The following is a 25,461-nucleotide window of genomic DNA, read 5'->3' as shown; positions in this document are numbered from 1 at the left end:
CCGAAACCACGGTACACGTGACTTATCGTGCGCTGGAAGCGGCGGATGCCTTGCACGCGGGTGTCAGCCCGATTGGCGTGCGAATTCCTGATTTGCAGACCTATGTGCTGGATGCCAACCGTGAGCCCGTGCCGGTCGGTGTGGTCGGTGAGTTGTATGTCGGCGGTGCAGGCGTGGCACGGGGTTACCTGAACCGCCCTGAATTGAATGAAGAGCGTTTCATTGCCGATCCGTTCAGCCAACGTCCGGGAGCTCGTCTGTACCGCACCGGCGACCTGGCTCGCTGGACCGCCGAAGGCAGCCTCGATTACCTGGGCCGTAACGACGATCAGGTGAAGATCCGCGGTTTCCGTATCGAGCTGGGTGAAGTTGAAGCCCAGCTTGCAGCCTGCAATGGCGTACGCGAAGCGGTGGTTATCGCTCGCGAAGACGTTCCGGGCGACAAGCGTCTGGTGGCTTATGTCATTCCAGAAGAAAACGTGACGCCATCTGCCGCTGACCTGCGCGACCAACTGTTGCAAGCCTTGGCCGAGCACATGCTGCCAAGTGCCTTTGTGATGCTGGAATCGCTACCGCTGACTACTAACGGCAAGCTGGACCGCAAGGCGCTGCCTGTGCCGGATCAATCGGCATTGGCCAGCCGGGCCTATGAAGCGCCGCAAGGCAAAGTCGAAGCGGCGATTGCCGAACTCTGGCAGGAATTGCTGGGTGTTGAGCAAGTGGGTCGTCATGACCACTTCTTCGAGCTGGGCGGTCACTCGTTGTTGGCAGTGAAGCTGATCGAACGGATGCGTCAACAGGACCTCAGCGCCGATGTGCGTGTGCTGTTTGGTCAGCCGACTCTGGCAGCCCTGGCTGCTGCGGTGGGCGGGCAGGCACAGATCGTGGTTCCGGCCAATCTGATTCCTGAAGGCTGCGAGCGCATCACCCCGGACATGCTGCCGCTGGCGGATCTGGATCAGGAGGCTATCGATCGTGTCGTGGCCAGTGTGCCGGGCGGTGTTGCCAATGTGCAGGACATCTATGCACTGGCACCGTTGCAGGAAGGGATTCTTTATCACCACCTGGCTGCCAGCCAGGGCGACCCCTATGTGCTGCAGGTGCAGTTCAGTTTCGAGGACCGTCAACGCCTGGAAATCTTTGCCCATGCCTTGCAGAGCGTCGTGGATCGTAACGATATCTTGCGTACCGCGGTGGTCTGGGAAAGCCTGAGCGAGCCGGTTCAAGTGGTCTGGCGCAAGGCAACCCTGGACGTCGAAGAGGTCGTGCTGGAGCAGGGCGAAGCGGATGTGTTGCAGCAACTGCAACAGCGCTTCGATCCACGGCACTATCGTCTCGACGTTTCCCGCGCACCTCTGATGCGCCTGGCTTTTGCTGCGGATCCGGCCAATAACCGCTGGGTTGGCATGTTGCTGTTCCATCACATGGCCCTCGACCATACCGCACTGGAAGTCGTGGTTCAGGAAATGCAGGCCAGCCTCATGGGGCAGACCGAGCTTCTGCCTACCGCCGTGCCGTATCGCAACCATGTGGCCAATGCCCGGCTGGGCGTCAGCCGTGAAGACCATGAAGCCTTCTTCCGCGACATGCTGGCGGATATCGATGAGCCGACATTGCCATTGGGTCTGCAGGATATTCAGGGTGATGGCCACGGTATCGAAGAAGCGCATCAGGTTCTGGACGATGCCTTGAGTCAGCGTCTGCACACTCAGGCCCGCCGTCTGGGTGCCAGTGCCGCGAGTCTGGTGCATCTGGCCTGGGCACAGGTGGTAGGACGGCTTGCCGGGCGTGAAGAGGTGGTGTTCGGTACGGTATTGATGGGCCGCATGAGCGGCACTGCCGGTGCGGACCGGGCGTTGGGCATGTTCATCAATACCTTGCCGCTGCGCATCGATGTCGGCACTCAGGGCGTCGAGGCGGGCGTTCGTGCCACTCATCAACGCCTCTCTGCCTTGCTCGGCCATGAGCATGCTTCCTTGTCGCTGGCTCAGCGCTGCAGCGGTGTACCTTCGGCGTTGCCGCTGTTCAGCACGCTGCTCAACTACCGCCACAGCGCGGGTGAAGCGCCGGTATCCGAAGCCGTGGCAGCGTGGGCCGGTATCCAGACGCTGTCCATGGAGGAACGCACCAACTATCCGCTGACCCTCAACGTGGATGACCTGGGCGACAGATTCATGCTCAATGCCCAGGCGGTTGCCGAGATAGGTGCGCATAGGACCTGTGATCTCATGCAGGCTGCGCTGGTGAGCCTGGTAACGGCCCTGGAAGAAGCGCCGAATACCCATCTCAATCGTCTGTCGGTATTGTCCGAGGCCGAGCGCTGCCAGGTGCTGGTGGCATTCAATGACACCCATGCGCCGTATCCGCAAACCCAGACCATTCACGGTCTGTTCGAGGCCCAGGTCGAGCGCACGCCGGATGCGGTGGCGTTGGTCCATGGCAGTGAGCGCCTGAGCTATCGCACGCTCAACGAACGCGCCAACCGTCTGGCTCACCATCTGCGCAATCAGGGTGTGCAGCCGGATTCCCGGGTGGGCATCTGTGTCGAACGCGGCACCGATATGGTGGTCGGCCTGCTGGCGATCCTCAAGGCGGGTGGCGCCTATGTGCCACTTGACCCGGCCTATCCGGTAGACCGCATTGCCTACATGTTGAAGAACAGTGCTCCGGCAGCCATCCTGGCCCATACCGCAAATCATGAGCTACTGGCCACTTCGTCGGCACCGATCATCGATCTGGATCGGGGCAACTGGCTCAATGAACCGGCCGCCAATCCGCAGGTGCCTGGCCTCAACTCCAGCCACCTGGCTTATGTGATCTACACCTCGGGTTCGACCGGCTTGCCTAAAGGCGTAATGATCGAGCACCGCAACACAGTCAATTTCCTGACTTGGGCACAGCAGGCGTTTGCGCCTGAAGTGCTGGCCAAAACCCTGTTTTCGACCTCGCTGAACTTCGACCTGGCGGTCTATGAGTGCTTTGCGCCTCTGATTTCCGGCGGCAGCATTGAAGTGGTCAAGAACGTTCTAGCTCTGCAGGACGGCGAGCATGACGTCACCCTGATCAACACCGTACCTTCGGCGCTGAAAGCGCTGCTGGAATCGGGCGATCTGGGGCAGGGCGTGCATACCGTCAACGTGGCGGGTGAAGCACTCAAGGGTGCGCTGGTTGAAAGGTTGTTCGCTGAAACCGGTGTCAAACGCCTGTGCAACTTGTATGGCCCATCGGAAACCACCACCTACTCGAGCTGGGTGGCCATGGATCGTGAAGACGGTTTTGCCGCGCATATCGGTAAACCGGTGGCCAATACCCAGTTCTACCTGCTGGACGAACACCGCCAGCCCGTACCGCTGGGTGTTCCGGGCGAGATCTATATCAGTGGTGCCGGCGTGGCCCGTGGTTACCTGAATCGTGACGACCTGACCGCCGAACGTTTCCTGGACGACCCATTCAACGCCGGAGCGCGCATGTACCGCACTGGCGACCTGGGTCGCTGGTTGGCTGACGGCAATATTGAATACCTGGGCCGTAACGACGATCAGGTGAAGATCCGCGGCTTCCGCATCGAGCTGGGCGAGATCGAAGCCAAACTGGCGCGTCATGAAAGCGTGAAGGAAGCCGTGGTCATGGCACGTGAAGATGTGCCGGGCGACAAACGTCTGGTCGCTTACTTCACGGCCCGTGTCGACGGTGTGGATATCGAGGCGTTGCGTGAATACCTGCAAGCCTTGCTGCCTGAATACATGGTGCCGGCGGCCTACGTTGCGCTGGACGCCTTGCCACTGACGCCCAATGGCAAGCTGGATCGCAAGGCGCTGCCCGCACCGGATCTGCAGGCGCTGGTCAGTCAGGGTTACGAAGCGCCTCAAGGCGAAATCGAAGTGGCGCTGGCGCACCTCTGGCAGGAATTGCTGGGTGTCGAGAAGGTTGGACGCTTCGACCGGTTCTTTGACCTGGGTGGGCATTCATTGCTCGCCATTCGCCTGATTTCCCAGGTGAGACTGCGGCTGGGCGTTGAGCTGAGCCTGGCCGAACTGTTTACTCACTCAGAACTGTCGGCCCTGGCCGGATTGCTGGCCCAGGCGGGTCGCAGTGCGCTGCCGGATATTGTCAGGGTGCCTCGTGATGAGGATATTCCTCTGTCGTTTGCCCAGCAGCGCCTGTGGTTCCTGGCGCAAATGGAGGGCGGCAGCACGGCGTACAACATGCCAGCCGGCCTGCGCTTGCGCGGTGCTCTCGATGAAAACGCGCTGCAACAGGCGCTGGAGCGGATTATTGCCCGCCATGAAGCCTTGCGCACTCGCTTCGCCGTTCGTGAAGATCAGGAGCCTGTGCAACTGATTGAATCCCTTGAAAGCGGATTCACGTTGACCCGTGTCAACCTGCAGGCCAGCAACGACCGTGAGCAACAACTGCTCGCCATGGCTCAGGAGGAAGCCCTGGCACCATTCGATCTTGCCACCGGTCCCTTGATCCGTGGACGACTGGTGCGTCTGGGTGCCGAAGATCATGCCTTGCTGGTGACGGTGCACCACATCGTCTCCGACGGTTGGTCCATGGGCGTACTGACCCGTGAGCTGACCGAACTGTATGAAGCCTTCAGGCAGGGAATGGAAGATCCGTTGCCACCGCTGAGCGTGCAGTACGCCGACTACGCGGTGTGGCAGCGCCGCTGGCTCAGTGGCGAAGTGCTGGAAGCACAAAGCCGTTACTGGCAGCAGACCCTGGCCGATGCTCCAGCACTGCTGGCGTTACCCACCGATAAACCTCGCCCGGCGCAACAGGATTATGCCGGTGCGACCCTGGGCATCGTGCTCGATGCAGCCTTGACCCAGGACCTGAAAGCCTTGAGTCAGCGCCACGGAACGACTCTGTATATGACCGTAATGGCTGCCTGGGTCGTGCTGCTGAGCCGGCTGTCCGGTCAAGGCGACGTGGTGATCGGTTCGCCCATGGCCAACCGCATGCGTGCTGAAGTCGAGCCCTTGATCGGCTTCTTCGTCAACACACTGGCCGTGCGTATCGATATCGAGGATGACCCGGATGTCAGCACGCTGCTGGCGAGGGTCAAGGACCGGGTCTTGAGTGCCCAGGCCCATCAGGATCTGCCGTTCGAGCAAGTGGTGGAGGTTGTCAAACCGGTGCGCAGTCTGGCGCACAGCCCGGTATTCCAGGCCATGTTGAGCTGGCAGGATACTGGTGGGACAGCGCTGGAACTGGATGGCCTGGCTCTGGAAGGCATTGGTATTGCCAACACGGTGTCCAAGTTCGACCTTTCCCTGGACCTGAGCGAGTTGCAGGGCCAACTGGTCGGCAGCCTCGAATACGCCACGGCACTGTTTGGTGAAACCACCGTACGCCGTTATATCCGCTATTTCGAAAATGTCCTGCGCGGTCTGCTGGCAGGTGACGAGACGGCAATCACCCGCATTGAATTGCTGGATGCTGAAGAGCGTCAGCGCCTGCTGAATGACTTGAATCGCACACGCACAACCTACCCGCAGACCAGCACCGCTCACCGGATGTTCGAGGAACGTGCGGCTGCCCAGCCGGATGCCATTGCCGTGGTATGTGAAGGCGAGCGCCTGAGTTATGCGCAATTGAACCAGCGGGCCAACCGCCTGGCTCACACATTGACCGGGATAGGCATTGGCCCGGACGATCGGGTGGCGATCTGCGTGGAGCGCGGTATCGATATGCTGGTCGGCCTGCTTGGCGTACTCAAGGCCGGTGGTGCCTATGTGCCACTTGATCCGGCCTATCCCGCGGATCGCCTGCAATTCATGTTGCAGGACAGTCAGCCCAAGGCAGTCTTGAGCCATCGTGGGCTGGACCGTTCACTACCGCAACTGAGCATCCCGATCGTGGCTCTGGACAAACCATTGACGGGCGCGGAGCACAACCCTGAGGTCGAAGGCCTGAACGCCCGACATCTGGCCTATGTGATCTATACCTCTGGCTCAACCGGCAACCCAAAAGGGGTAATGATCGAGCATCGCGGGCTGGTCAACTACAGCCTTGACGCTGCGCGCCTGTTCGAGCTGACGCCTGAAGATTCGGTGCTGCAGCAGAACTCCCTCAACTTCGACCTGTCGGTGGAGGAGGTTTTCCCGGCGTTGCTGGCTGGCGCGACCCTGGTCCCGACCCGTGACATCTTTGGCAGTGAAGGTCTGCAAGATGCTGCCCCGAGCATGCTGCACATGACGGCCGCGCACTGGCATACCCTGGTGGGCGACTGGCACCATCAGCCGCATCTTGCAGCCAGGGCGCTGGCGAACGTGCGGTTGATCAACGTCACCGGCGATGCCTTGTCAGCACAGAAACTGCAATGGTGGCAGGCATTGCGTCCAGCCCATACCCAGTTGATCAATACCTATGGTCCGACCGAGGCGACCGTTTCCTGCACGACTGCCTATGTAGACAACACGGCTGCCAGCCACAACGTCACGATCGGCAAACCGATGGCCAACACCCGCATTTACCTGCTCGATGCACGGCAACAACCGGTTCCAGAGGGTGTGGCGGGTGAAATGTACATTGGTGGTGACGGTGTTGCCCGCGGTTACCTGAACCTTGAGCGAGTGAACGCCGAGCGATTCCTGGCCGATCCTTTCAGCGACGAGCCTGATGCCCGGATGTACAGGACGGGCGATCTGGCGCGTTACCTGGCAGACGGCAGCCTCGAATACCTGGGCCGTAATGACTTCCAGGTCAAGGTTCGGGGTTTCCGTATCGAACTGGGTGAAATCGAAACCCGTCTTGGCGACTGCTTCGGGGTCAAGGAAGCCGTGGTCATCGCCCGCGAGGATGCACCGGGCGAGAAACGTCTGGTCGCCTATGTGGTGCCTCATGCAGGGCAAACGCTGACGGCGGCTGTACTGCGTGAAACTCTCGCACCACAACTGGCCGAATACATGCTGCCAAGCGCTTTCGTGATGCTTGAAGCAATGCCGCTGACACCGAACCGCAAGCTGGATCGCAAGGCGCTTCCAGCGCCGGAAGGCGAGGCCTTTGTCAGCCGGATCCACGAGCCGCCGCAAGGCGCGACCGAAACTGCACTGGCCCAGGTCTGGCAGCAATTGCTTGATGTGGAGCGAGTAGGGCGCAATGACCACTTCTTTGAATTGGGCGGGCATTCCCTGCTTGCCATGCGACTGATTGCCCATGTCAGGCAACGACTGGGTGCCGAGCTGCGCCTGATGGATATCTTCGCCCATCCGGTGCTGGAGGCCATGGCCAAGGGACTGGCCCAGGCGGCCCGCAGTTCGCAGCCTTCGGTGATCGCGGTTTCCCGTGATCAGGCCTTGCCGCTTTCGTTCGCTCAGCAGCGCCTCTGGTTCCTGGCACGTCTTGAAGGCGACAACCCGGCTTATCACATTCCGGCCGGCCTGCGCCTGCGTGGCGAGCTGGATGCGAATGCGCTGCAACGTTCGCTGGACATGATCGTTGCGCGTCACGAGTCGTTGCGCACCACCTTTGTCCAGTTGCCGGGGCATGATGCCGAACAGCGTATTGCGCCGTCCGATATCGGTTTCGAGTTGCGACTGCAGACACTGGAGGGACAACCTGCTACCGAGCATAGTCTTGCGTTGCTGGTGGCTGAAGAGGCCCGTGCACCATTCGATCTGAGTAACGGGCCGTTGGTGCGTGGCCAACTGGTGCGCATGGCCAGCGATGACCATGTCCTGCTGGTGACTTTCCATCACATCATTGCAGACGGCTGGTCTTCGGATATTTTCACCCGTGAGCTGGGCATTCTTTATGAAGCGCTGCGCAACGGTGAAACCAATCCGCTGCCGGCTCTGACGCTGCAATACGCTGACTATGCAATGTGGCAACGCTGCTGGTTGACCGCCGACGTGTTGCAACAGCAGACGGGTTATTGGCAACAGGCACTGGATGATGCTCCGGCGCTGCTGAGCCTGCCTACTGACCGTGCTCGTCCTGCGCATCAGGACTATTCGGGGAATGCCGTCGGCCTGGCGCTGGATCAGGCGCTTACTGAACAGCTCAAGGCGCTGAGTCAGCGTCAGGGCACCACTTTGTTCATGACCGTACTGGCGGCCTGGGCCACGGTACTGGGGCGTCTGGCCAGTCAGGATGATGTGGTGATCGGTACGCCGGTGGCCAACCGTACCCGGGTGGAGGTCGAAGGCCTGATCGGTCTGTTCGTCAACACCCTGGCACTGCGGGTGGACTTGTCTGCAGACCCGTCGGTCGAGGCGTTGCTGCAACAGGTCAAGGCTCGCACCCTTGAGGCGCAGGCTCATCAGGACTTGCCGTTCGAGCAAGTGGTGGAAGCTGTCAATCCGGTGCGCAGTCTTTCCCACAGCCCGATCTTCCAGGCCATGTTGTCCTGGCAGAACGGCGCAGGCGAGGACCTGACCCTGGGTGACATGAACCTGCAGGGCGTGAATTCCACCAGCCGCAGCGCCAAGTTCGATGTGCTGCTGGACATGGCAGAAATCGGCGGTCGCCTGTATGGCTCGCTGGAATATGCAACCGCGCTGTTTGACCGGGACACCATCGAGCGCCACTTGGGTTACCTGGAAGCGGTGCTGCGTGGCATGGTCGCTGACAGTCATGCCGTCGTGACCCATATTCCGCTGGTCAAGGACGATGAGCGTCGGCAGTTGCTCGAAACCTTCAACGCGACCGCCGTGGAGTATCCGCAAGGCCTGACGTTGCATGGTCTGTTTGAAGAGCAAGTGTCGAGAACGCCGGATGCCATGGCCTTGACGTTCGAGGGCACGTCATGGAGCTATGCGCAGCTCAACGCCCAGGCCAACAACATCGCTCATCGCCTGATCGGCATGGGCGTCGGTGTGGAGGATCGGGTCGCGATCTGCGTGGAGCGCAGTCTGCATATGGTTGCGGGCCTGCTGGGGATTCTCAAGGCGGGTGCCGGCTACGTGCCGCTGGACCCGGATTATCCTGCGGATCGCCTCGCCTACATGCTGGAGAACAGTGCGCCGGTCGTCGTGCTCAGCCAGTTGTCGTTGCGTGACAGCCTTCCGGGCTGCAAATGCCCGATGCTGATGCTCGATGGTCAGGATCTGGATGGCCAGCCGGGCGATAACCCGACGGTTGCCAACCTGACAGACTCGAACCTGGCGTATGTGATCTATACCTCGGGCTCAACCGGCCAGCCCAAAGGGGTCATGAACGAACACATCGGTGTCGTGAACCGTCTCTTGTGGATGCAGGACGAGTACGGACTGGATGCGACCGATGTCGTGTTGCAGAAAACGCCGTTCAGCTTCGACGTGTCGGTGTGGGAGTTCTTCTGGCCGCTGTTCAACGGTGCCCGCCTGGTGATGGCACGTCCGGGCGGTCATCGTGAGCCGGCCTGTCTGTGCGACACGATTCAGGCTCAGGGTGTGACGACACTGCATTTCGTGCCTTCTATGCTGGAAGTCTTCCTGGCTCACGGCAATCTGGAGCGTTGCCACAGCCTGACTCGTGTGATGTGCAGTGGTGAAGCGCTGCCGGGGCATCTGGTCAGACGCTTCAAGGCACAACCGACCGGCGCCGTTCTGTACAACCTCTACGGTCCGACCGAAGCGGCCGTGGACGTTACTGCCTGGGATTGCAGCGGTCTTGAAACGCCGGATAACACGCCGATTGGCAAACCGGTGGCCAATACCGGCATCTATCTGCTGGACAGTATCTTCCAACCGGTGCCACTGGGCAGTGCGGGTGAGATCTACATTGCCGGTGTTCAGGTTGCCCGCGGTTACCTGGGGCGTCCGGATCTGACCGCCGAGCGTTTCCTGCGCGACCCGTTCAGCAGTGACCCTGCAGCGCGGATGTACCGCACCGGTGACCTGGGCCGATTCCTGGCCGACGGCACGCTGATTTATCTGGGCCGCAATGACGATCAGGTGAAGATACGCGGCTTCCGTATCGAACTGGGTGAAGTGGCTGCACGTCTGGGCACTCATCCGGACATTCTGGAAGCGGTGGTCATTGCCCGTGAAGACGAGCCGGGTGACAAGCGACTGGCGGCCTATTACACCGCGAGCCGTGATCTGGAGGTCGAAAGCCTGCGCGGCTATCTGCTGGGCCTGTTGCCGGAGTACATGGTCCCCGCGGCGTATGTAAGGCTCGACAGCCTGCCACTGAGCGCTAACGGCAAGCTGGATCGCAAGCGCTTGCCTGCGCCGGACCGTGACAGCGTTGCCAGCCGCATTTATGAGGCACCGCAGGGCGCGACCGAAATCTTGCTGGCCGAGATATGGTCTGAACTGCTGCATGTCGATCAAGTAGGTCGCTTCGACCACTTCTTTGAACTGGGCGGGCACTCGCTGCTGGCGGTCACGCTGATCGAACGCATGCGCCAGGCCGGATTGAGTGCCGATGTGCGGGTATTGTTCGGCCAGCCGACCCTGGCTGCACTGGCACAGGCCGTGGGCAGCGACCATGAAGTGACGGTGCCGGAAAACCTGATTGTGGCGGGCAGTGAGCAGATCACGCCCCAAATGCTGCCGCTGATCGATCTGACTCAGGACGAGATCGACCGTCTGGTTACTGCGGTGCCTGGCGGTGTGGTGAACATTCAGGATATCTATCCGCTGGCTCCGTTGCAGGAAGGTATTCTCTATCACCACCTTGCTTCTGAAGTCGGTGACTCTTACCTGCAGCAGGCGTTGTTTACGTTCGAGAATCAGGAGCGTCTGGATGATTTCATCACCGCCTTGCGTGGTGTGATCGGGCGCCATGACATTCTGCGTACGGCGATTTTCTGGGAAGGCTTGAGCGAGCCCGTTCAAGTGGTCCTGCGCCAGGCTCCGCTGCCTATTGAAGTGGTCAAGCTGGACCCACGACAGGGTGCGCTGGAAAACCAGTTGCGCGCGCATTTCGATCCGCGTCATTACCGCATGGATGTACGCCAGGCACCGCTGCTGCATATGGCCTATGCCTATGACGATGAGCGGGATCGCTGGGTTGGCATCCTGCTGTTCCATCACATTGCTCTGGACCATACCGCGCTGGATGTCTTGCAGGCTGAAATGCAGGCGTTCCTGACAGGGCAGGAAGCACAACTGGACGCTGCCGTGCCTTATCGCAACTACGTGGCCCAGGCACGATTGGCTACAGAAGCGCAGACACACGACGCGTTCTTCACGCAAATGCTCGGTGATGTCAGCACCTCGACGCTGCCATTCGGCCTGCATGATGTGCAGATGGACGGCAGTGGCATCGAGCAGTTCCGATTGGTGCTGGACGAGACGCTTGGGCAAAGGCTGCGTGCCTGCGCCCGGCAACTGGGCGTGAGCCCGGCCAGCCTGCATCACCTGGCCTGGGCTCAGGTGCTGAGTCTGGTCAGCGGTCGTGAAGATGTAGTGTTCGGCACTTTGTTGATGGGCCGTATGCAGGGCGGTGAGGGTGCCGATCGTGCCTTGGGCATGTTCATCAATACCTTGCCGATCCGCATTGATATCTCTGCCCGGAGTGCGCGTGAAGCGGTACGTTCGACTCATGCTTCGCTGGCGGCTCTGCTGGCTCACGAGCATGCTTCGCTGGCGCTTGCCCAGCGTTGCAGCGGCATCGAGGCACCGGCGCCGTTGTTCAGTGCCTTGCTCAACTACCGTCACAGCGGGGTGCAGGTCGATGCCAAGGCTCAAGCGGCATGGGATGGCATTCAGGGGCTGGGCGGTGAGGAGTGGAGCAATTATCCGGTCGCGCTGAACGTGGATGACATGGTCGACTCGTTCGTACTGACCGCCCAGGCCGTACCTCAGGCAGGAGCGGAACGTCTCTGCGGCTACATGAACCGGGCGTTGTACAGCCTGATCGAAGCCCTGGAACGTACGCCGGACAAACCGGTTCATGAATTGCAGGTCTTGCCGCTGGCCGAGCGTCATCAGGTATTGCTGGACTTCAACGATACCCAGGTGGATTACCCTTCGGACCAGCCAGTGCATCGTCTTTTCGAGGCGCAGGCACGACTGAAGCCGCTGGCCATCGCTGTCGAGCATGACGGTGTCCAGACTTCCTACAGTAGCCTCGACGAACAGGCCCGGCGTCTGGCCGGACAGCTATGGCACGAGGGTGTCAGGCCGGGTGACCCTGTCGCCATCCTGTTGAACCGTTCGCTGGAATGGCTGGTCAGCGCGCTGGCGATTCTCAAGTGCGGTGCGGTCTATGTACCGCTGGACCGCCAGGCTCCCGAAGAGCGCTTGCGCATGGTTCTGGATGACAGTGCCGCTGTGCTGACCCTGAGCGCCGGGAACATGTCGGTTCCCGAGGGCATTCGCTGGCTGGATGTGACAGTTCCATCGGGTACTGTCCTTGAGGAACAGGTTGAGACGGGTGGCAACGATGCGGCTTACATACTGTACACCTCCGGCTCTACGGGGATGCCCAAAGGTGTGGTCGTGCCGCACCGTGGCATTGCACGTCTGGTCCTGAACAACGACTTCGCGCAGTTCACTGCACAGGATCGTCTGGCTTTTGCATCGAACCCGGCATTCGATGCCAGCACTCTGGAAATCTGGGGTGCGCTGCTCAACGGTGGGCGGATAGTCATCATCGATCATGAATGCCTGCTGGACCCGAACCGCTTCGCGCAGGTCCTGACAGGCTCCGAAGTCAGCGTGTTGTTCCTGACCACGGCTGTCTTCAACCATTACGTGAGCCTGATCGGTGATGCTCTTGCCGGGTTGCGTGTCCTGATGTCGGGTGGCGAGCGGGCAGACCCGCAGATGTTCGCCCGGATGCGCGAAAAGGCTCCTGCCTTGCAGTTGCTTCATGCCTATGGCCCGACCGAGAGCACGACCTTCGCCACCACTCATGAGGTCAGGGAGGTCGCGCCGGATGCAGCCATCCTGTCCATTGGCAAACCCTTGTCCAACACACGGGTGTATGTGCTGGATGCGCGACAAAAGCCTGTTCCCGTGGGCGTCGAGGGTGAGATCTGTATTGCTGGCGACGGCGTGGCTTTGGGTTACCTGAACCGCCCGGAACTCAGCGCAAAAGCGTTCCTCGATGATCCGTTCAGCCCGGGCGAAGGTGCCTTGTTGTACCGCACGGGCGATACCGGACGCTGGCAGGCAGACGGGACCCTGGATTGTCTGGGACGTACCGACAATCAGGTCAAGCTGCGTGGCTACCGGATCGAGCTGGGTGAGATCGAAGCCAGGCTGAATATTCACCTTGCGATCAGAGAGGGCGTTGTACTGGCGCGTGAGTCGACTGCCGGAGGGAAATGCCTGGTGGCCTATTTCACTGCCGATGGCGACGTTGATCTCGAAGCGCTGCGAGCGCACATGCAGAACCAGCTACCGGACTACATGGTGCCGGCAGCCTATGTAAGGGTGGAAAAAATGCCATTGACTGCAAACGGCAAGGTGGATGTTAAAGCACTGCCGGATCCTGATGAACTGGCGCTGGTCAACCGGGGTTATGAAGCGCCTCATGAGGGGCTTGAAACCACACTGGCCGAGGCCTGGGCACAGGTGCTGCAACTGGAGCGGGTGGGACGTCATGAGCGGTTCTTTGAACTGGGTGGCCACTCGTTGCTGGCGGTGCGTCTGGTCGGGGTTCTGACTCAGATCGATGCGCGCATCACTTTGTCGGAGGTCTTCGAGCACGACAGTGTCGCGGCCATGGCCGGGCTTATCCAGCAGCGCGGGGCTGGCCAGTCGGGAGAGGGAGGCGCAGTTCCCGTGCGCCGTAGCGGCACCCGTACGCCATTGTTCCTGGTTCATGAGTTCAGCGGTCTGGACCTTTACTTCCCGGCGCTGGGTAAACACATCGATCTCGATACGCCAGTCTATGGATTGCCCGCTCTGGCCTGGGGTGAGCCGCAATTGCAGACGCTGGAATGCATGGCAACCCGACTGGTCGGGCTGATGCGTGAGGTTCAGCCACAAGGTCCTTATCGTCTGGCGGGCTGGTCGTTTGGTGGTGTTCTGGCCTATGAAATCGCCAACCAGCTGATTGCACTCGAAGAAACGGTCGAGTTCCTTGGCCTGATCGACAGCTATTACCCACGCCTAGTGGATCAGGGGCAGCAGCGCTGGGCCGGCGAACACGGGCATGCCTTGCACTTGCTGGACCGCTGCGAGGTACTGGGCAATGCCGCCGGGCTGAGCAATGAAGAGCGTGCCCGTATCGCTGATGCTCTGGCGGCACTGCAATCGATGGCCCGTCAGGCAGATTTCGATACGTTGCTGGCCGCCTGCCGTGCACAGAATCTGTTGCCTGCGGAAATTGCAGTGTTGGGACGTGACGAGCTCTGGTCTTACCTGGATCGCGAAGTCGCTCATGGCCATGCACTTGCGAACTACAGCGTGTACCCGATTCCTGTACCGGTGCATCTGTTCGTGGCCGCTGAACGAGCCACGGATGCGCCGCTGCATGACGGGCGCCTGGGCTGGGAAGCGGTTATGCCTGTTGCCCAGTTGCGTTGCATCTCGGTACCGGGTGACCACCAGACCATGATGGAAGTGCCGCACATCCAGGTGCTGGGCGAGGCCATCAGTGCGGCATTGGAGGATGGCGGGCCTGCGGGTCCGAACGGCGGTACGTTCCACCCATTGCTGACGATTCAGTCCGGGCGTGCCGACCATGTGCCGGTGTTCTGTGTGCCGGGGGCCGGCGACAGTGTCACCGGCTTTATCGCCCTGGCCGATGCTTTCGGTCCGCACTGGCCGGTACACGGTCTGCAACCCAGAGGGCTGGATGGCGCGACAGTGCCTTTCGGTCTGGTGGAAGTCGCGGCCGAGGCGTACTTGAAGGCCATCGATTCCGTTCATCCCCACGGTCCCGTGCATCTTTTGGGGCATTCGTTCGGTGGCTGGGTGGTTTATGAAATGGCGGCTCGCCTCCAGGCCCTGGGACGCGAGGTTGCGTCTCTGACCCTGATCGACAGCGAATCGCCCGGCGGGAACGGTGTGGTGGGCAAGCCTTATACGAGCAGCGGCGTCCTGAAGCGTCTGATCGAGGCGATTCAGTTGTCGTCTGGCAAATCATTGAACATTGATGCTGCGGCTTTTGCTGCCCAGAACGATGCCGGGCAGATGCGAATGCTGCATGCGGGCATGGTGCGCGCAGGCATTCTGCCGGCCCGCTCTCCGGTCACGGCAATGAATGGGCCGGCCCGTGCCTTCGGGGCCGCCTTGCGTACACGCTACAAGCCGATTCACCGCTATGACGGTCCTGTCCGGCTGGTACTGGCCGAAGACCCGACACTGGATGCCGCGAACAACCAGCGTGAGCAGCAATCGATGCTCGAAGGCTGGAAGTCCCATGTGCCGGACCTGAGCGTCTGGTACGGCCCCGGAAACCATTTCACGATTCTCAAGGACGGTCATGTGCAACGCCTCGCGCAATGGTGGCGCGAGGGACTCGCTGCATCAGGCAAGGAAGTCAGCCCGAAAATGACCCTTAAATAACGGCCTCGACGGCAAGCATCGACAACCTTCACCCCGGCTGCCAGCCAGCCGGGCCTGTCCGTAACGTATTCGTGGTCCTATATGCCAAAGTTCAAATTTCGCAAAACCGTTATCATTCTCGGTCTGGTGGCTGCTGCCGGGGTTCTGTATGCCGCGACTCGCTCCGAGGAAGCGCCGCCCCAATACCTGACAGCCAAGGCCGAGCGCAGCGACATCGAGAATTCGGTGCTGGCTACCGGCGTTCTGCAAGGCGTCAGGCAGGTCGATGTCGGTGCCCAGGTGTCCGGCCAGTTGAAGTCTCTCAAGGTCCAACTGGGAGATGAGGTCAAGAAAGGGCAGTGGCTGGCCGAGATCGACCCTGTCGTGCTGCAGAACTCCCTGCGCCAGGCTCAGGTCAATGAAGAGGACCTGATCGCCAAGAAGGAAGCTACGGCAGCGCAACTTGGCCAAGCCAAGGCTACCTACGAGCGTTATCTGAACCTGCTGCCGGCCAACGCAATCTCGAAGCAGGATTTCGAGACGGCCAAGGCGGATTTTCATGTTCAGGATGCCAACCTGCGCTCCTTGAATGCTCAGCTCAAGGATGCACGCATCCAGGTGGAAACCGCCCGGGTCAACCTGGGGTATACGCGCATTGTCGCGCCTATCGATGGCGCCGTCGTGGGCATCGTGACCCAGGAAGGCCAGACCGTCATCGCCCAACAACTGGCGCCGGTGCTGCTCAAGCTGGCCGATCTGGACACCATGACCGTCAAGGCTCAGGTTTCCGAAGCGGATGTGATTCACATCAAACAAGGCCAGGAAGTCTATTTCACGATCCTGGGCGAGTCCGACAAGCGCTACTACGGCAAATTGCGCGGTATCGAGCCTGCACCGCAGAACTTCCTGGAAACCCAGGCCAACAACTCCAGTCGCCAGAACACAGCGGTTTTCTATAACGCGCTGTTCGATGTGCCCAATCCCGATCACAAACTGCGCATTTCGATGACCGCGCAGGTGCGTATCGTCCTTTCCAAGGCCTCCGGTGTGCTGACAGTGCCTGTTGCGGCCTTGGGCGACAAAGATGCTGACGGCCGTTTTGCGGTTCGCGTACTGGATGCTCAGGGGCTGGCGCAGGTTCGCAAGGTCAAGACCGGCATCAATAACAATGTCCGGGTGCAGATCGATGACGGACTGCAGGAAGGTGATCAAGTGGTCATCGGTGAGCCTTCCACCTCGACGGCGACTGCAACCGCAACGTCGGGGGCTGGCGCATGACGACTCAACCGTTACTGGAACTGCAGGGCATTACCCGTCGCTTCAGCGCAGGCGCCAAGGATTTCATTGCCCTGGATAACATCAACCTGACCATCAACGAAGGGGAACTGGTTGCGATCATCGGCGCATCCGGGTCGGGCAAGTCGACGCTGATGAACGTGCTTGGCTGCCTCGATCATGCCGATGCCGGGAGCTACAAGGTCAGCGGACGTGAAACCCATGCGCTGACGGATGACGAACTGGCAGCCCTCAGGCGTGATCATTTCGGTTTCATCTTTCAGCGTTATCATCTGCTTGGGCACTTGAGTGCTGTCAATAACGTCGAGATGCCTGCGATCTACGCTGGTGTCGGCGAGTCAGCCCGAAATGACCGGGCGCAAGAGCTTCTGTCACGCCTGGGGCTGGGGGAGCATCTGAGCAATCGGCCCAATCAGCTCTCTGGCGGTCAGCAGCAACGGGTCAGTATTGCGCGTGCCTTGATGAACGGAGGTGAGATCATTCTCGCCGACGAGCCGACCGGAGCGCTGGACACCGCAAGCGGCAAGGAGGTGATGAAGATTCTGCTGGAGCTCAATGCGGCCGGGCGCACGGTCATTCTGGTTACTCACGATGAGAAGGTTGCAGCGCATGCGCAGCGAGTCATCGAGATATCAGACGGCAAGATTGTCAGTGATCGTATCAATCCTGATCGTCAGGCCCCGCAAGACCAGGAGCAGGACCGGTTACCGACGAAAAACCGGAAGGGCAATCGCCTGGTGGCCAGCTTCGAGCTGTTCCGCGAGGCATTCACCATGGCCTGGGTTGCGCTGATATCGCACCGCATGCGTACCTTGTTGACCATGCTGGGGATTGTCATCGGCATTACGTCCGTAGTTTCTATCGTGGCGGTCGGCGAGGGCGCCAAACGCTATGTACTCAACGACATCGCTGCCATTGGCAGCACGACCATCGAGATATTTCCCGGGACCGACTGGGGAGACAGCCGCTCGGCGGCGATCGAAACGCTCTCCCTGGGTGACGTCGCGGCGCTGGGAGAGCAGTACTACATTGACAGCGCCACACCCAATGTCGGCCGCAACCTGCTGCTGCGCTATCAGAATCTCGATGTGACCGCGACAGTCAACGGTGTAGGCGACAACTATTTCCGTGTACGAGGCATCAAGATGGGCGAGGGCGTGGGCTTCAGCAAGGAAGACAGCATTCGCCAGGCCCAGGTGGTGGTGATCGATCACAACACCCGTACACGCCTGTTCGGGCCGAAAACCGATCCGCTGGGGCAGGTGATTCTGGTGGATAACCTGCCTTGTATCGTCATTGGTGTAACCGAAGACAAGAAGAGCGTCTTCAACACCAGCAAAAACCTGAATGTATGGATGCCTTACGAAACGGCGTCCGGCCGTTTGCTGGGCCAGCGTTATCTGGACAGCATCACGGTACGGGTCAAGGACGGTCAGCCGAGCAAGCTGGTGGAAGAAAACCTGACCAAACTTATCGAGAAACGCCATGGCACCAAGGATTTCTTCACCTACAACCTGGACAGCATCATGCAGACCGTGCAGAAGACCAGTCAGTCCCTGGCGCTGCTGTTGTCGCTGATCGCAGTGATTTCCCTGGTGGTAGGCGGTATAGGCGTCATGAATATCATGCTGGTATCGGTGACCGAGCGTACCCGCGAGATCGGCATCAGGATGGCGGTGGGCGCAAGACCTTCTGACATTCGCCAGCAGTTTCTGGTTGAGGCGGTCATGGTTTGCCTGCTGGGTGGCCTGATCGGCATCGGTCTGTCCTTTGCCATCGGTTATGTGTTTTCCCTGCTGGTCAAGGAATGGCAGATGGTGTTTTCACTGGGATCGATCATCACGGCGTTCGTCTGCTCCACCCTGATCGGCATCGTGTTCGGCTTTGTACCTGCACGCAATGCGGCACGTCTTGATCCCATCGAGGCTCTTGCACGGGACTGAGCCCTGCAGCCAGCCCCGGTTCCCCGGGGCTGAAGCGGCTGAATGAGAAGAGGGTTGCGCTGCTGGAAAGAAGCAAGGGTATCGGTCAGTACATCCCAGGGATGTAGAACCGATACCCTTGCGAAAGGCAGTGAACGTTGAAGAAGTGGAGGGCTGTCTCAGACAGCCTTTTGATAGACGCCGGCAACAGTGACACTGCGTTTGGTGTCGGTTGAATGCAGCCAGCGAAGCAGCGGGCTGCGCCCACCAATCCCCATCTTTACCGCTGCGCGCTTGAAATAGCTCTCTACGGTGCTGACCTTCAATTCCAGCCGTTCGGCCAGTTGAGGCACAGTGAGGCCTGCCAGCAGGCCTACGCATACCTCGGTTTCGCGCAGTGACAGGCTCAGCTCGCATGCATCCAGGCGATCAAGGAAGCGCTGGCGCAAGCTTTCCATGGCTGCATCTTCAGCAGCACCGGCGATAATCGGTGTTGGAGCCACAGCTGTGCGTACGGGCGTCAGGGTGGCGATGTGTTCTTCCACAATGGGCAACAGCATCCAGGACATGTCCTTGAGTTGCGACCGCTCCTGGCTGGTGAAAGGTTTGGACGAGGACGAGCGATAAACCGAGATGACGCAGCGTTGGCCATTGCTGTGCGATGCCAGGTGCACTTGAGGCACCTCACTCTGGTCTGTGCACTGGCTCGAGATGTCCTGTACGTCGAATCTGATGCTTTTATCGATACGGGCATTCGCAAACTGGTCGGCGCTCAGCAAGACAGGCTCCAGGCGGGGCTTTCCGGTCTGCGACATGGCATCCTGACTTGAGCTCCTGGTCATGGGAGCGGGTACTGATGCCGTTGTCGCGACCTCCACCAGCTTGGTGCGGTGCTGGGTCACATGAGTGGCGTCGACATGGAGCGAGGCACTGATCAGATCGTGAAGCAGGCGGGCAAAATGACGGCTTCCAGTACCGGTGATGACTTTACCCAGATGGGGAAAGAGTTGTTGAACGTTCATCAGACTTCCTTTTTGTGTTAGATGAAATTTTTTTCAGTTGAATTTCTTCAACCTTCCCAATCGCGACTAAAACGGCGACGGGCCTATGGATTAAGGTCTGGGTCGTCATCTTCCTGTACGCTTCCCAAGCCTTCCCCTTGGCGATTCAAGGGCTATTTTCTCGCAGCGAGTAATACCAAGAACTTGTAAGACTATTCAAAAAACGACATCGATCGGGTTAAACATCTATCCGGCGTTCGGCGCTCGGGTGGCGGAGTGGAGTAACTATTTGTGCGATGTCTGAATATTGAACAGTGATTGATTTTTAACTTTCACCCCGCTCTTTTACTACTGTACCTAGGTACAGGAATGATTCATGAGGCCGTGGGCGCGCTGTTATAATTTTTTTCAATGCCTCGAATAGTTAATGTTTATCGAAAACTTTCCTTAAGGTGAAACCTTACTAAACATTCCCGCCGTAACGTGCATCGTTTAAACATATACATGTTTCAAACACGTGTTTGTTGAGTAAGTTGTGAGGGTATATCGTGGGGGCACGCAAACTGCGCACTCATTGAGTGCGAGAATGTGCTTTCAATCAGGGCAAAAAGAGGAATTACTCTATCTTTCTGGACTAGACCAAAATGATATCTGGACTAGACCAAGTTGAGATACATGGCTTTCATCATGGCCTGCTTCACGTTGACGCACTCCAGCTTTTCCGTCATTTGGTGAGCATAGAATTTCACAGTGCGCTCGCTGATGTTCATTATCAGGCCGATTTCACGATAGGTCTTGCCCATGCTCAGCCATCGCAGAAACTCGTTTTCACGAGGGGTGAGCCTCAGCGAATCGGAGGAGGAAGAGGGCTGCGGTCGGTTGTGGTGGGCGAGATCGCTTATGGCCTTTATCGCCAGTTGATGGGCTTTGACACTGGGCACAAAGGCTTTGTTGGCCAGGGAAGCGGCCAGGTGCATCGAGCCAAACGTGCGACCTGGCTCATGCATCGGCACGGTGAAACCCTGCTCGATCCCGTAGTGGGCGGATTGCTCGACCACCTCCAGATTGACGTGTTTAGGCCGCAGGATCTCGTTCCAGAAGAACGGGCTCGAGGTGTTTGCCGAATGAATGATGATGGGGTCTTTCTTGTAGAGTGATTTCTTGCGGTAGGTTTCGATCCACTCGGTCGGGTAATTGCTGAATATGGAGACTCGAGAAATACCCAGGGGGGTGAGGTCCATGTGCAGGTAGGCAAAATAATCAACGTTTAACTTGCCAAACAGGGAAGCGAGCGCACTGATATATTCAGTTTCACTGGCGGCAGGGAAATTGCGCTCCGCTTCGATGAGCAAATCAAATACCTGGGAACCCGGCAGTTTTGTGTGCATAGAGTCAGTCCGATAAATATCAATCTTGGCCACGCTTGTGCGTGTCTGTCACCCGGTCAAGAACGCTGAATAGTGCGAGTTTTCATCGGAAACAAGTGAGGTCGTATGACAACGGATGATCAGGAAAGTTCAATGGCAAGTTCGGGGCTTGTCGTGTATGACCTGTGCCCTAAGTCTGCCGTATGTGAAAATTTCATGATTTCAAAAGTCGATGTTTACCTGCTCTAAGATTCGATGATTCACGCATGGATCCAATCATGCACGGGGATTGGAAAAAAAGCTATATCGTTTCAGCCTCTAGTGCAACCTGCAGGTGTTGGCTTTTATCATTTTTGGCTATATGAGCGGGCTGGAGTTTGCGTTGGGGTCTTTGATTGAGTGAATTAGTAACACTGCTAAATGGCTTAGTGCATATACATACATATGAGTAGGTAAAAAAATATTAATGTGTTTTGGTACGCCTAGTGCTAGCTATTTAATATTAAGGCCTGACTATCATGCTACGCGGCTGCACTCGGCTACCACTATCATTTGAATGGATTATCGCGATGCCCGCTTACGCTGGCGGTGCCTGGGGAGGGACGGGTGGGAGGCTTGCCGGGGTGGTGTATTCATGCCAGCCACCCCCTAGCGCCTTGTAAAGGTTGATTTCGGCCGTCAATTGGGCGAGACGGTCCGAGATCAGTGTCGATTGAGCGGTGAACAGCGAGCGCTGGGCATCCAGCAGGGTAAGGCTGCTATCAAGGCCGCTTCTGTAACGTGCCTCTGCCAGCCGGTAGTAGTCCTCGTTGGCTTTGAGTGAGTCACGCTGCGCGATCAGTTGTTCTGTGTAGGTCTGCCTTGCCGCCAGGCCATCGGCGACTTCCTGGAATGCGGTCTGGATGCTTTTCTCATACTGTGCGACCCGGATATCTTTCTGGATTTTCGAGTAGTCCAGGCTGGCGCGCAGGTTGCCGGCATTGAAGATCGGAATGTTGATCTGTGGCTGGAACAGCCAACCCCCTGAACCCGCCTTGAACAACCCCGACAGCGCAGTACTTGAGGTGCCTGCATTGGCAGTCAGGCTGATACTGGGAAAGAATGCGGCCCGCGCAGCGCCGATATTGGCATTGGCGGCTTTGAGCAGGTATTCGGCTTGGAGAATGTCCGGGCGACGCTGTAACAGTTCCGAAGGCAAGCCCGCGGGTACGCTGCCAAGAAGCTCGCTGCTCAAGGGCTGCGCCGGCAGCGTATCCGAAACACTGGCACCCACCAGCAGTGTCAGGGCATTGAGGTCCTGGGCAACCAGTCTTTCGTATTGCGCCAGGCGTGCCCGCGCACTTTCCACGGATGTACGAGCCTGGCTGATGGCCAGGGCCGATGCAGTGCCTGCCGATCCTTGCTGCAGGGTCAGATTGAGACTCTGCTCATAGGTTTGCAGGGTGTCACTGGTGAGCCTGAGTTGTTCCTGATCTGCACGCCAGGTGAGGTAAGCGTTTGCCACGTTGGCCACAAGACTCAGTTGCGTACTGCGCCGTGCCTGTTCGCTGGAAAGATAGATTTCCAGATCTTCACGGGAAAGACTGCGGTTGCGGCCGAACAGGTCCAGCTCGTAGGCGCTGATACCCAATGTGGTGGAGTAGGAGCTGCTGATGGCGCGCTTGTTGACTCCAGACAAATCGGCAGGAAGGCTCTGTCGCGTGCCTGACCCGCTCACCGAAACAGCAGGAAACAGGTCGCTGCGTTGTATGCGGTGCTGAGCCTGATAGGCCTCGAGATTGAGTACGGCCACGCGCAAGTCGCGGTTATTGGACAACGAGCTTTCGATCAGTTGGCCAAGTACCGGGTCACGAAAGAAGTTTCGCCAGCCTTGTTCCGCCGCTGCCTGACCTGCAGACGCAGTAACACCTGTCGCATAGGCTGTACCAGTCGGATAGCTTGCAGCTACAGGTGCGGGCGGGCGTTGATAGTCGGGAATGAGAGAGCAACCGCCAAGCACTGAAGCCGCCAGGGCGCTGAGTAGGAAGTACTTCATTGAAATAGCCTTTGTGGGTACCGGCAACCCTCTGCATTCAGTGGATCAGGCACTCTGGGAGACACCAATCATCCACTTCACCAGACCATGACGTCCTTTCACGCCAAGCTTGGCTGCTGCACGTTTGAGGTAGGTTTCTATGGAGCTGTTTTTGACATGGAGTTTTTCAGCCATTTCCGGAACAGTTGAACCGGCAAGCAAGCCAAGACAGATTTCCTTTTCACGCAATGACAGCCTGACTTCGGAGAGCGTCAGCTTTTCGTTGAAGTCTTTCTGCAACTGTTGCCCACCCTGCATTGCTGAATCTTCTTCGGTCGGTGTGCTGAAGAGATTGCGTGTTGTCTGAGCGTGTCGCTCCAGCAAGGGCAGCAGGGTTTCGGAAAAATTCTTCAGGAAGGACAGCTCATGCAGAGAGAAATCACGCAGTGGCGGTTCCCGACGCAGAGAGATCACACAGCGCCGATTGGACTTTCGTGAAACCAGATTGCACTGGTAAGCGACACTGGAACCCGCGTTACTGCCCGGTGCATCGTTGATTGTGTATTTGAGGTGAATCAGCAGTGAATCATCCAGGTTGAGCATCCGCGTGAGCAGCATCTGGTTGTCCGGCAATGCTGTCGGCGTTCCCAGCTTTCGCTCTGTAGCTTCGCGCCCAAGAGGCTGGATGCTTATGATGCTTGCCTCGCTTTCATCGATAGTCCATTCGCTGAGTTCAAGGAAATCGATGGGCACAGAGGCTGCTATGAGCTGATACATATTGGAGACGAACTGCGCATCACCGACGCTCGAGATAAGACGCCCCAGTTCAAGAAAGTAAGCCGGTTGCTTTCCCGTCATTCGTAGATTGGCATTCATCACACGTGTGCCCCCATGGCATTAATTTCCGCCGGTATTTCAGGTATCACCCGGCCCGGAAGTCAATCAATGTCTTGCCTTGTGGTGCGCTCATTTTGTAGGACAAGACTCCTAATGTATGGATGAATGTACACAGGGGCCTTGATCCATGTCTGTAAGGGAAACTGGGGACAAACTGTCATGCATGTCTCTGAAAACGCTACAGAGCCTGCACTGTAAGGTTCTTGAGCCTGTAGATGAACATCACAGCAATCTTGTCCCCGAATGCAAGGACAGACGCGTCCGAGCCCGAATGCTTCTATTCCCCTGACAGAGAATGAGGGGGTTGCATGCATATCACGAAAAGGGCCTGGTGGTGAGGAGGATCTGGCGTTTTCTGCGTGGTCTCAACTACCGCAAGATCATTCTGCGGATGATTTTCATCGACCTGCTGGTGTCACTGGCCGGTTATGCTCTTTATAAAGGTGCCACGCAAGACGAGGCTCCTCATTACCTGACCGCTTCGGCCGAGATTACCCACATCGAAAATGCTGTACAGGCAGAGGGCGTGCTTCAGGGCCAGCAGCAAGTGGATGTGGGGTCCCAGGTTTCCGGCCAGTTGCAAAGCCTGAAGGTCGCTCCCGGCGACAATGTCCAGAAAGGGCAGTTACTGGCCCAGATCGATCCTCTGCCGGCGAGCAATGCGTTGCGTCAGGCCATCGTCAACAGCGAAAGGCTGACTGCAGACAGAGATGCGGCCGCTCACCAGTCGCACCTCGCACGTTTGACCTATCAACGCTATGAGGAACTGGGGGCCGATGCTGCTGTATCGCGTGAGGATTTCGACAAGGCGCGCTTTGATCATGAAGAGAAGAGCGCCACGCTCGCGTCGCTTCAGGCCCAGGTTCGTACTGCCCGAATCAACATAGAGACAGCCCGGATAAACCTGGGCTACACCCGGATTCTTGCGCCCATGGATGGCAAGATCCTGGCCATCGTTACCCAGGAAGGCCAGACAGTCATTGCCGAACAACTGGCGCCTGTGATTCTGAAAATGGCCCGGCTCGATACGATGACCATCAAGGCCCGGGTTTCTGAGGCCGATGTGGTGAAGATCAAGGCTGGCATGCCGGTCTACTTCACGATACTCGGGGACCGCGACAAGCGTTACAACGCCACATTGCGAGGCATCGAGCCGGCCTCTACCAGTTTCGCCAGCCAGTCCAGCGGAGCAGGGCGGTCAGATTCAGCGGTTTTCTACAATGCCTTCTTCGATGTTCCCAATCCCGACGGGCGCTTGAGAATCAATATGACGGCACAGGTACGCGTCGTGCTTGAGGTGAGTGAGGGCGTCTTGACGATTCCTGTGGCGGCACTGGGCGAACAGAACCCTGACGGGACTTATCCGGTGCGCATCCTTGAAGAGCAGGACCAGGTCAGAACGGAAAATATACGTACCGGCATCAATAACAAGGTCAGGGTTCAGGTGCTGTCCGGTTTGAAGGCGGGAGACAAGGTCGTGATCGGGGGAGAGGCACCTAAATAGAGGTCTTGTCTTGCCCTCGAGACGCCTTGAACATATTTAGATACGAAACGGGCTGAACTAACGGCTTGGCCATGCGTTCC

The 25,461-nt window shown here is 58.5% G+C and carries 8 protein-coding genes; 4 read left to right on the top strand and 4 right to left on the bottom strand.

The window, feature by feature from the left end:
- The 3 genes from CKW23_RS25770 to CKW23_RS25760 all read left to right on the top strand — a co-directional run.
- A partial coding sequence (locus tag CKW23_RS25770; RefSeq protein WP_143499016.1) for a non-ribosomal peptide synthetase occupies positions 1 to 15,401 on the top strand: 15,401 nt, incomplete at its 5' end.
- Between the two features lie 81 nt (positions 15,402 to 15,482).
- The gene (gene macA, locus CKW23_RS25765) at positions 15,483 to 16,658 is read left to right on the top strand and encodes a macrolide transporter subunit MacA (protein WP_095068667.1); all 1,176 of its coding nucleotides are present in this window, start codon (positions 15,483 to 15,485) and stop codon (positions 16,656 to 16,658) included.
- Complete coding sequence (locus tag CKW23_RS25760) at positions 16,655 to 18,619, top strand: MacB family efflux pump subunit (RefSeq protein WP_095068666.1); 1,965 nt, start codon at positions 16,655 to 16,657, stop codon at positions 18,617 to 18,619. The genes macA and CKW23_RS25760 overlap by 4 nt, the downstream gene beginning before the upstream one ends.
- 158 nt (positions 18,620 to 18,777) lie before the next feature.
- Here the strand turns inward: CKW23_RS25760 and CKW23_RS25755 are convergent, their stop codons facing one another.
- The 4 genes from CKW23_RS25755 to CKW23_RS25740 form a co-directional block, all read right to left on the bottom strand.
- On the bottom strand, positions 18,778 to 19,620 hold the full coding sequence (locus CKW23_RS25755; protein WP_025260148.1) for a helix-turn-helix transcriptional regulator: 843 nt from the start codon (positions 19,618 to 19,620) through the stop codon (positions 18,778 to 18,780).
- A 635-nt stretch (positions 19,621 to 20,255) separates the two neighbouring features.
- Complete coding sequence (locus tag CKW23_RS25750) at positions 20,256 to 20,987, bottom strand: LuxR family transcriptional regulator (protein ID WP_025260149.1); 732 nt, start codon at positions 20,985 to 20,987, stop codon at positions 20,256 to 20,258.
- A gap of 556 nt (positions 20,988 to 21,543) precedes the next feature.
- A complete protein-coding gene (locus CKW23_RS25745) occupies positions 21,544 to 23,001 on the bottom strand; it encodes an efflux transporter outer membrane subunit (RefSeq protein WP_095068665.1) in 1,458 nt (485 codons plus the stop codon).
- Between the two features lie 45 nt (positions 23,002 to 23,046).
- The gene (locus CKW23_RS25740; RefSeq protein ID WP_038399861.1) at positions 23,047 to 23,856 is read right to left on the bottom strand and encodes a helix-turn-helix transcriptional regulator; all 810 of its coding nucleotides are present in this window, start codon (positions 23,854 to 23,856) and stop codon (positions 23,047 to 23,049) included.
- 412 nt (positions 23,857 to 24,268) lie between these two features.
- Between CKW23_RS25740 and CKW23_RS25735 the strand changes: the two genes are divergently transcribed.
- Positions 24,269 to 25,381 carry an efflux RND transporter periplasmic adaptor subunit gene (locus CKW23_RS25735; protein ID WP_051427775.1) on the top strand — a complete coding sequence of 371 codons (1,113 nt, stop codon included), beginning with the start codon at positions 24,269 to 24,271 and terminating at the stop codon, positions 25,379 to 25,381.
- The last annotated feature ends 80 nt before the right edge of the window (positions 25,382 to 25,461 follow it).

Source organism: Pseudomonas sp. Irchel 3A18 (genome assembly GCF_900187465.1).
GTDB classification, from domain to species: Bacteria; Pseudomonadota; Gammaproteobacteria; order Pseudomonadales; family Pseudomonadaceae; genus Aquipseudomonas; species Aquipseudomonas cichorii.
This window is presented reverse-complemented; position numbering and strand designations above follow the sequence as displayed.

Excerpts from the sequence above, each read along its gene's own strand:
- macA (WP_095068667.1), top strand. The coding sequence starts at position 15,483 with ATGCCAAAGTTCAAATTTCGCAAAACCGTTATCATTCTCGGTCTGGTG.
- CKW23_RS25760 (WP_095068666.1), top strand. The coding sequence starts at position 16,655 with ATGACGACTCAACCGTTACTGGAACTGCAGGGCATTACCCGTCGCTTC.
- CKW23_RS25755 (WP_025260148.1), bottom strand. The coding sequence starts at position 19,620 with ATGAACGTTCAACAACTCTTTCCCCATCTGGGTAAAGTCATCACCGGT.
- CKW23_RS25750 (WP_025260149.1), bottom strand. The coding sequence starts at position 20,987 with ATGCACACAAAACTGCCGGGTTCCCAGGTATTTGATTTGCTCATCGAA.
- CKW23_RS25745 (WP_095068665.1), bottom strand. The coding sequence starts at position 23,001 with ATGAAGTACTTCCTACTCAGCGCCCTGGCGGCTTCAGTGCTTGGCGGT.
- CKW23_RS25740 (WP_038399861.1), bottom strand. The coding sequence starts at position 23,856 with ATGAATGCCAATCTACGAATGACGGGAAAGCAACCGGCTTACTTTCTT.
- CKW23_RS25735 (WP_051427775.1), top strand. The coding sequence starts at position 24,269 with ATGATTTTCATCGACCTGCTGGTGTCACTGGCCGGTTATGCTCTTTAT.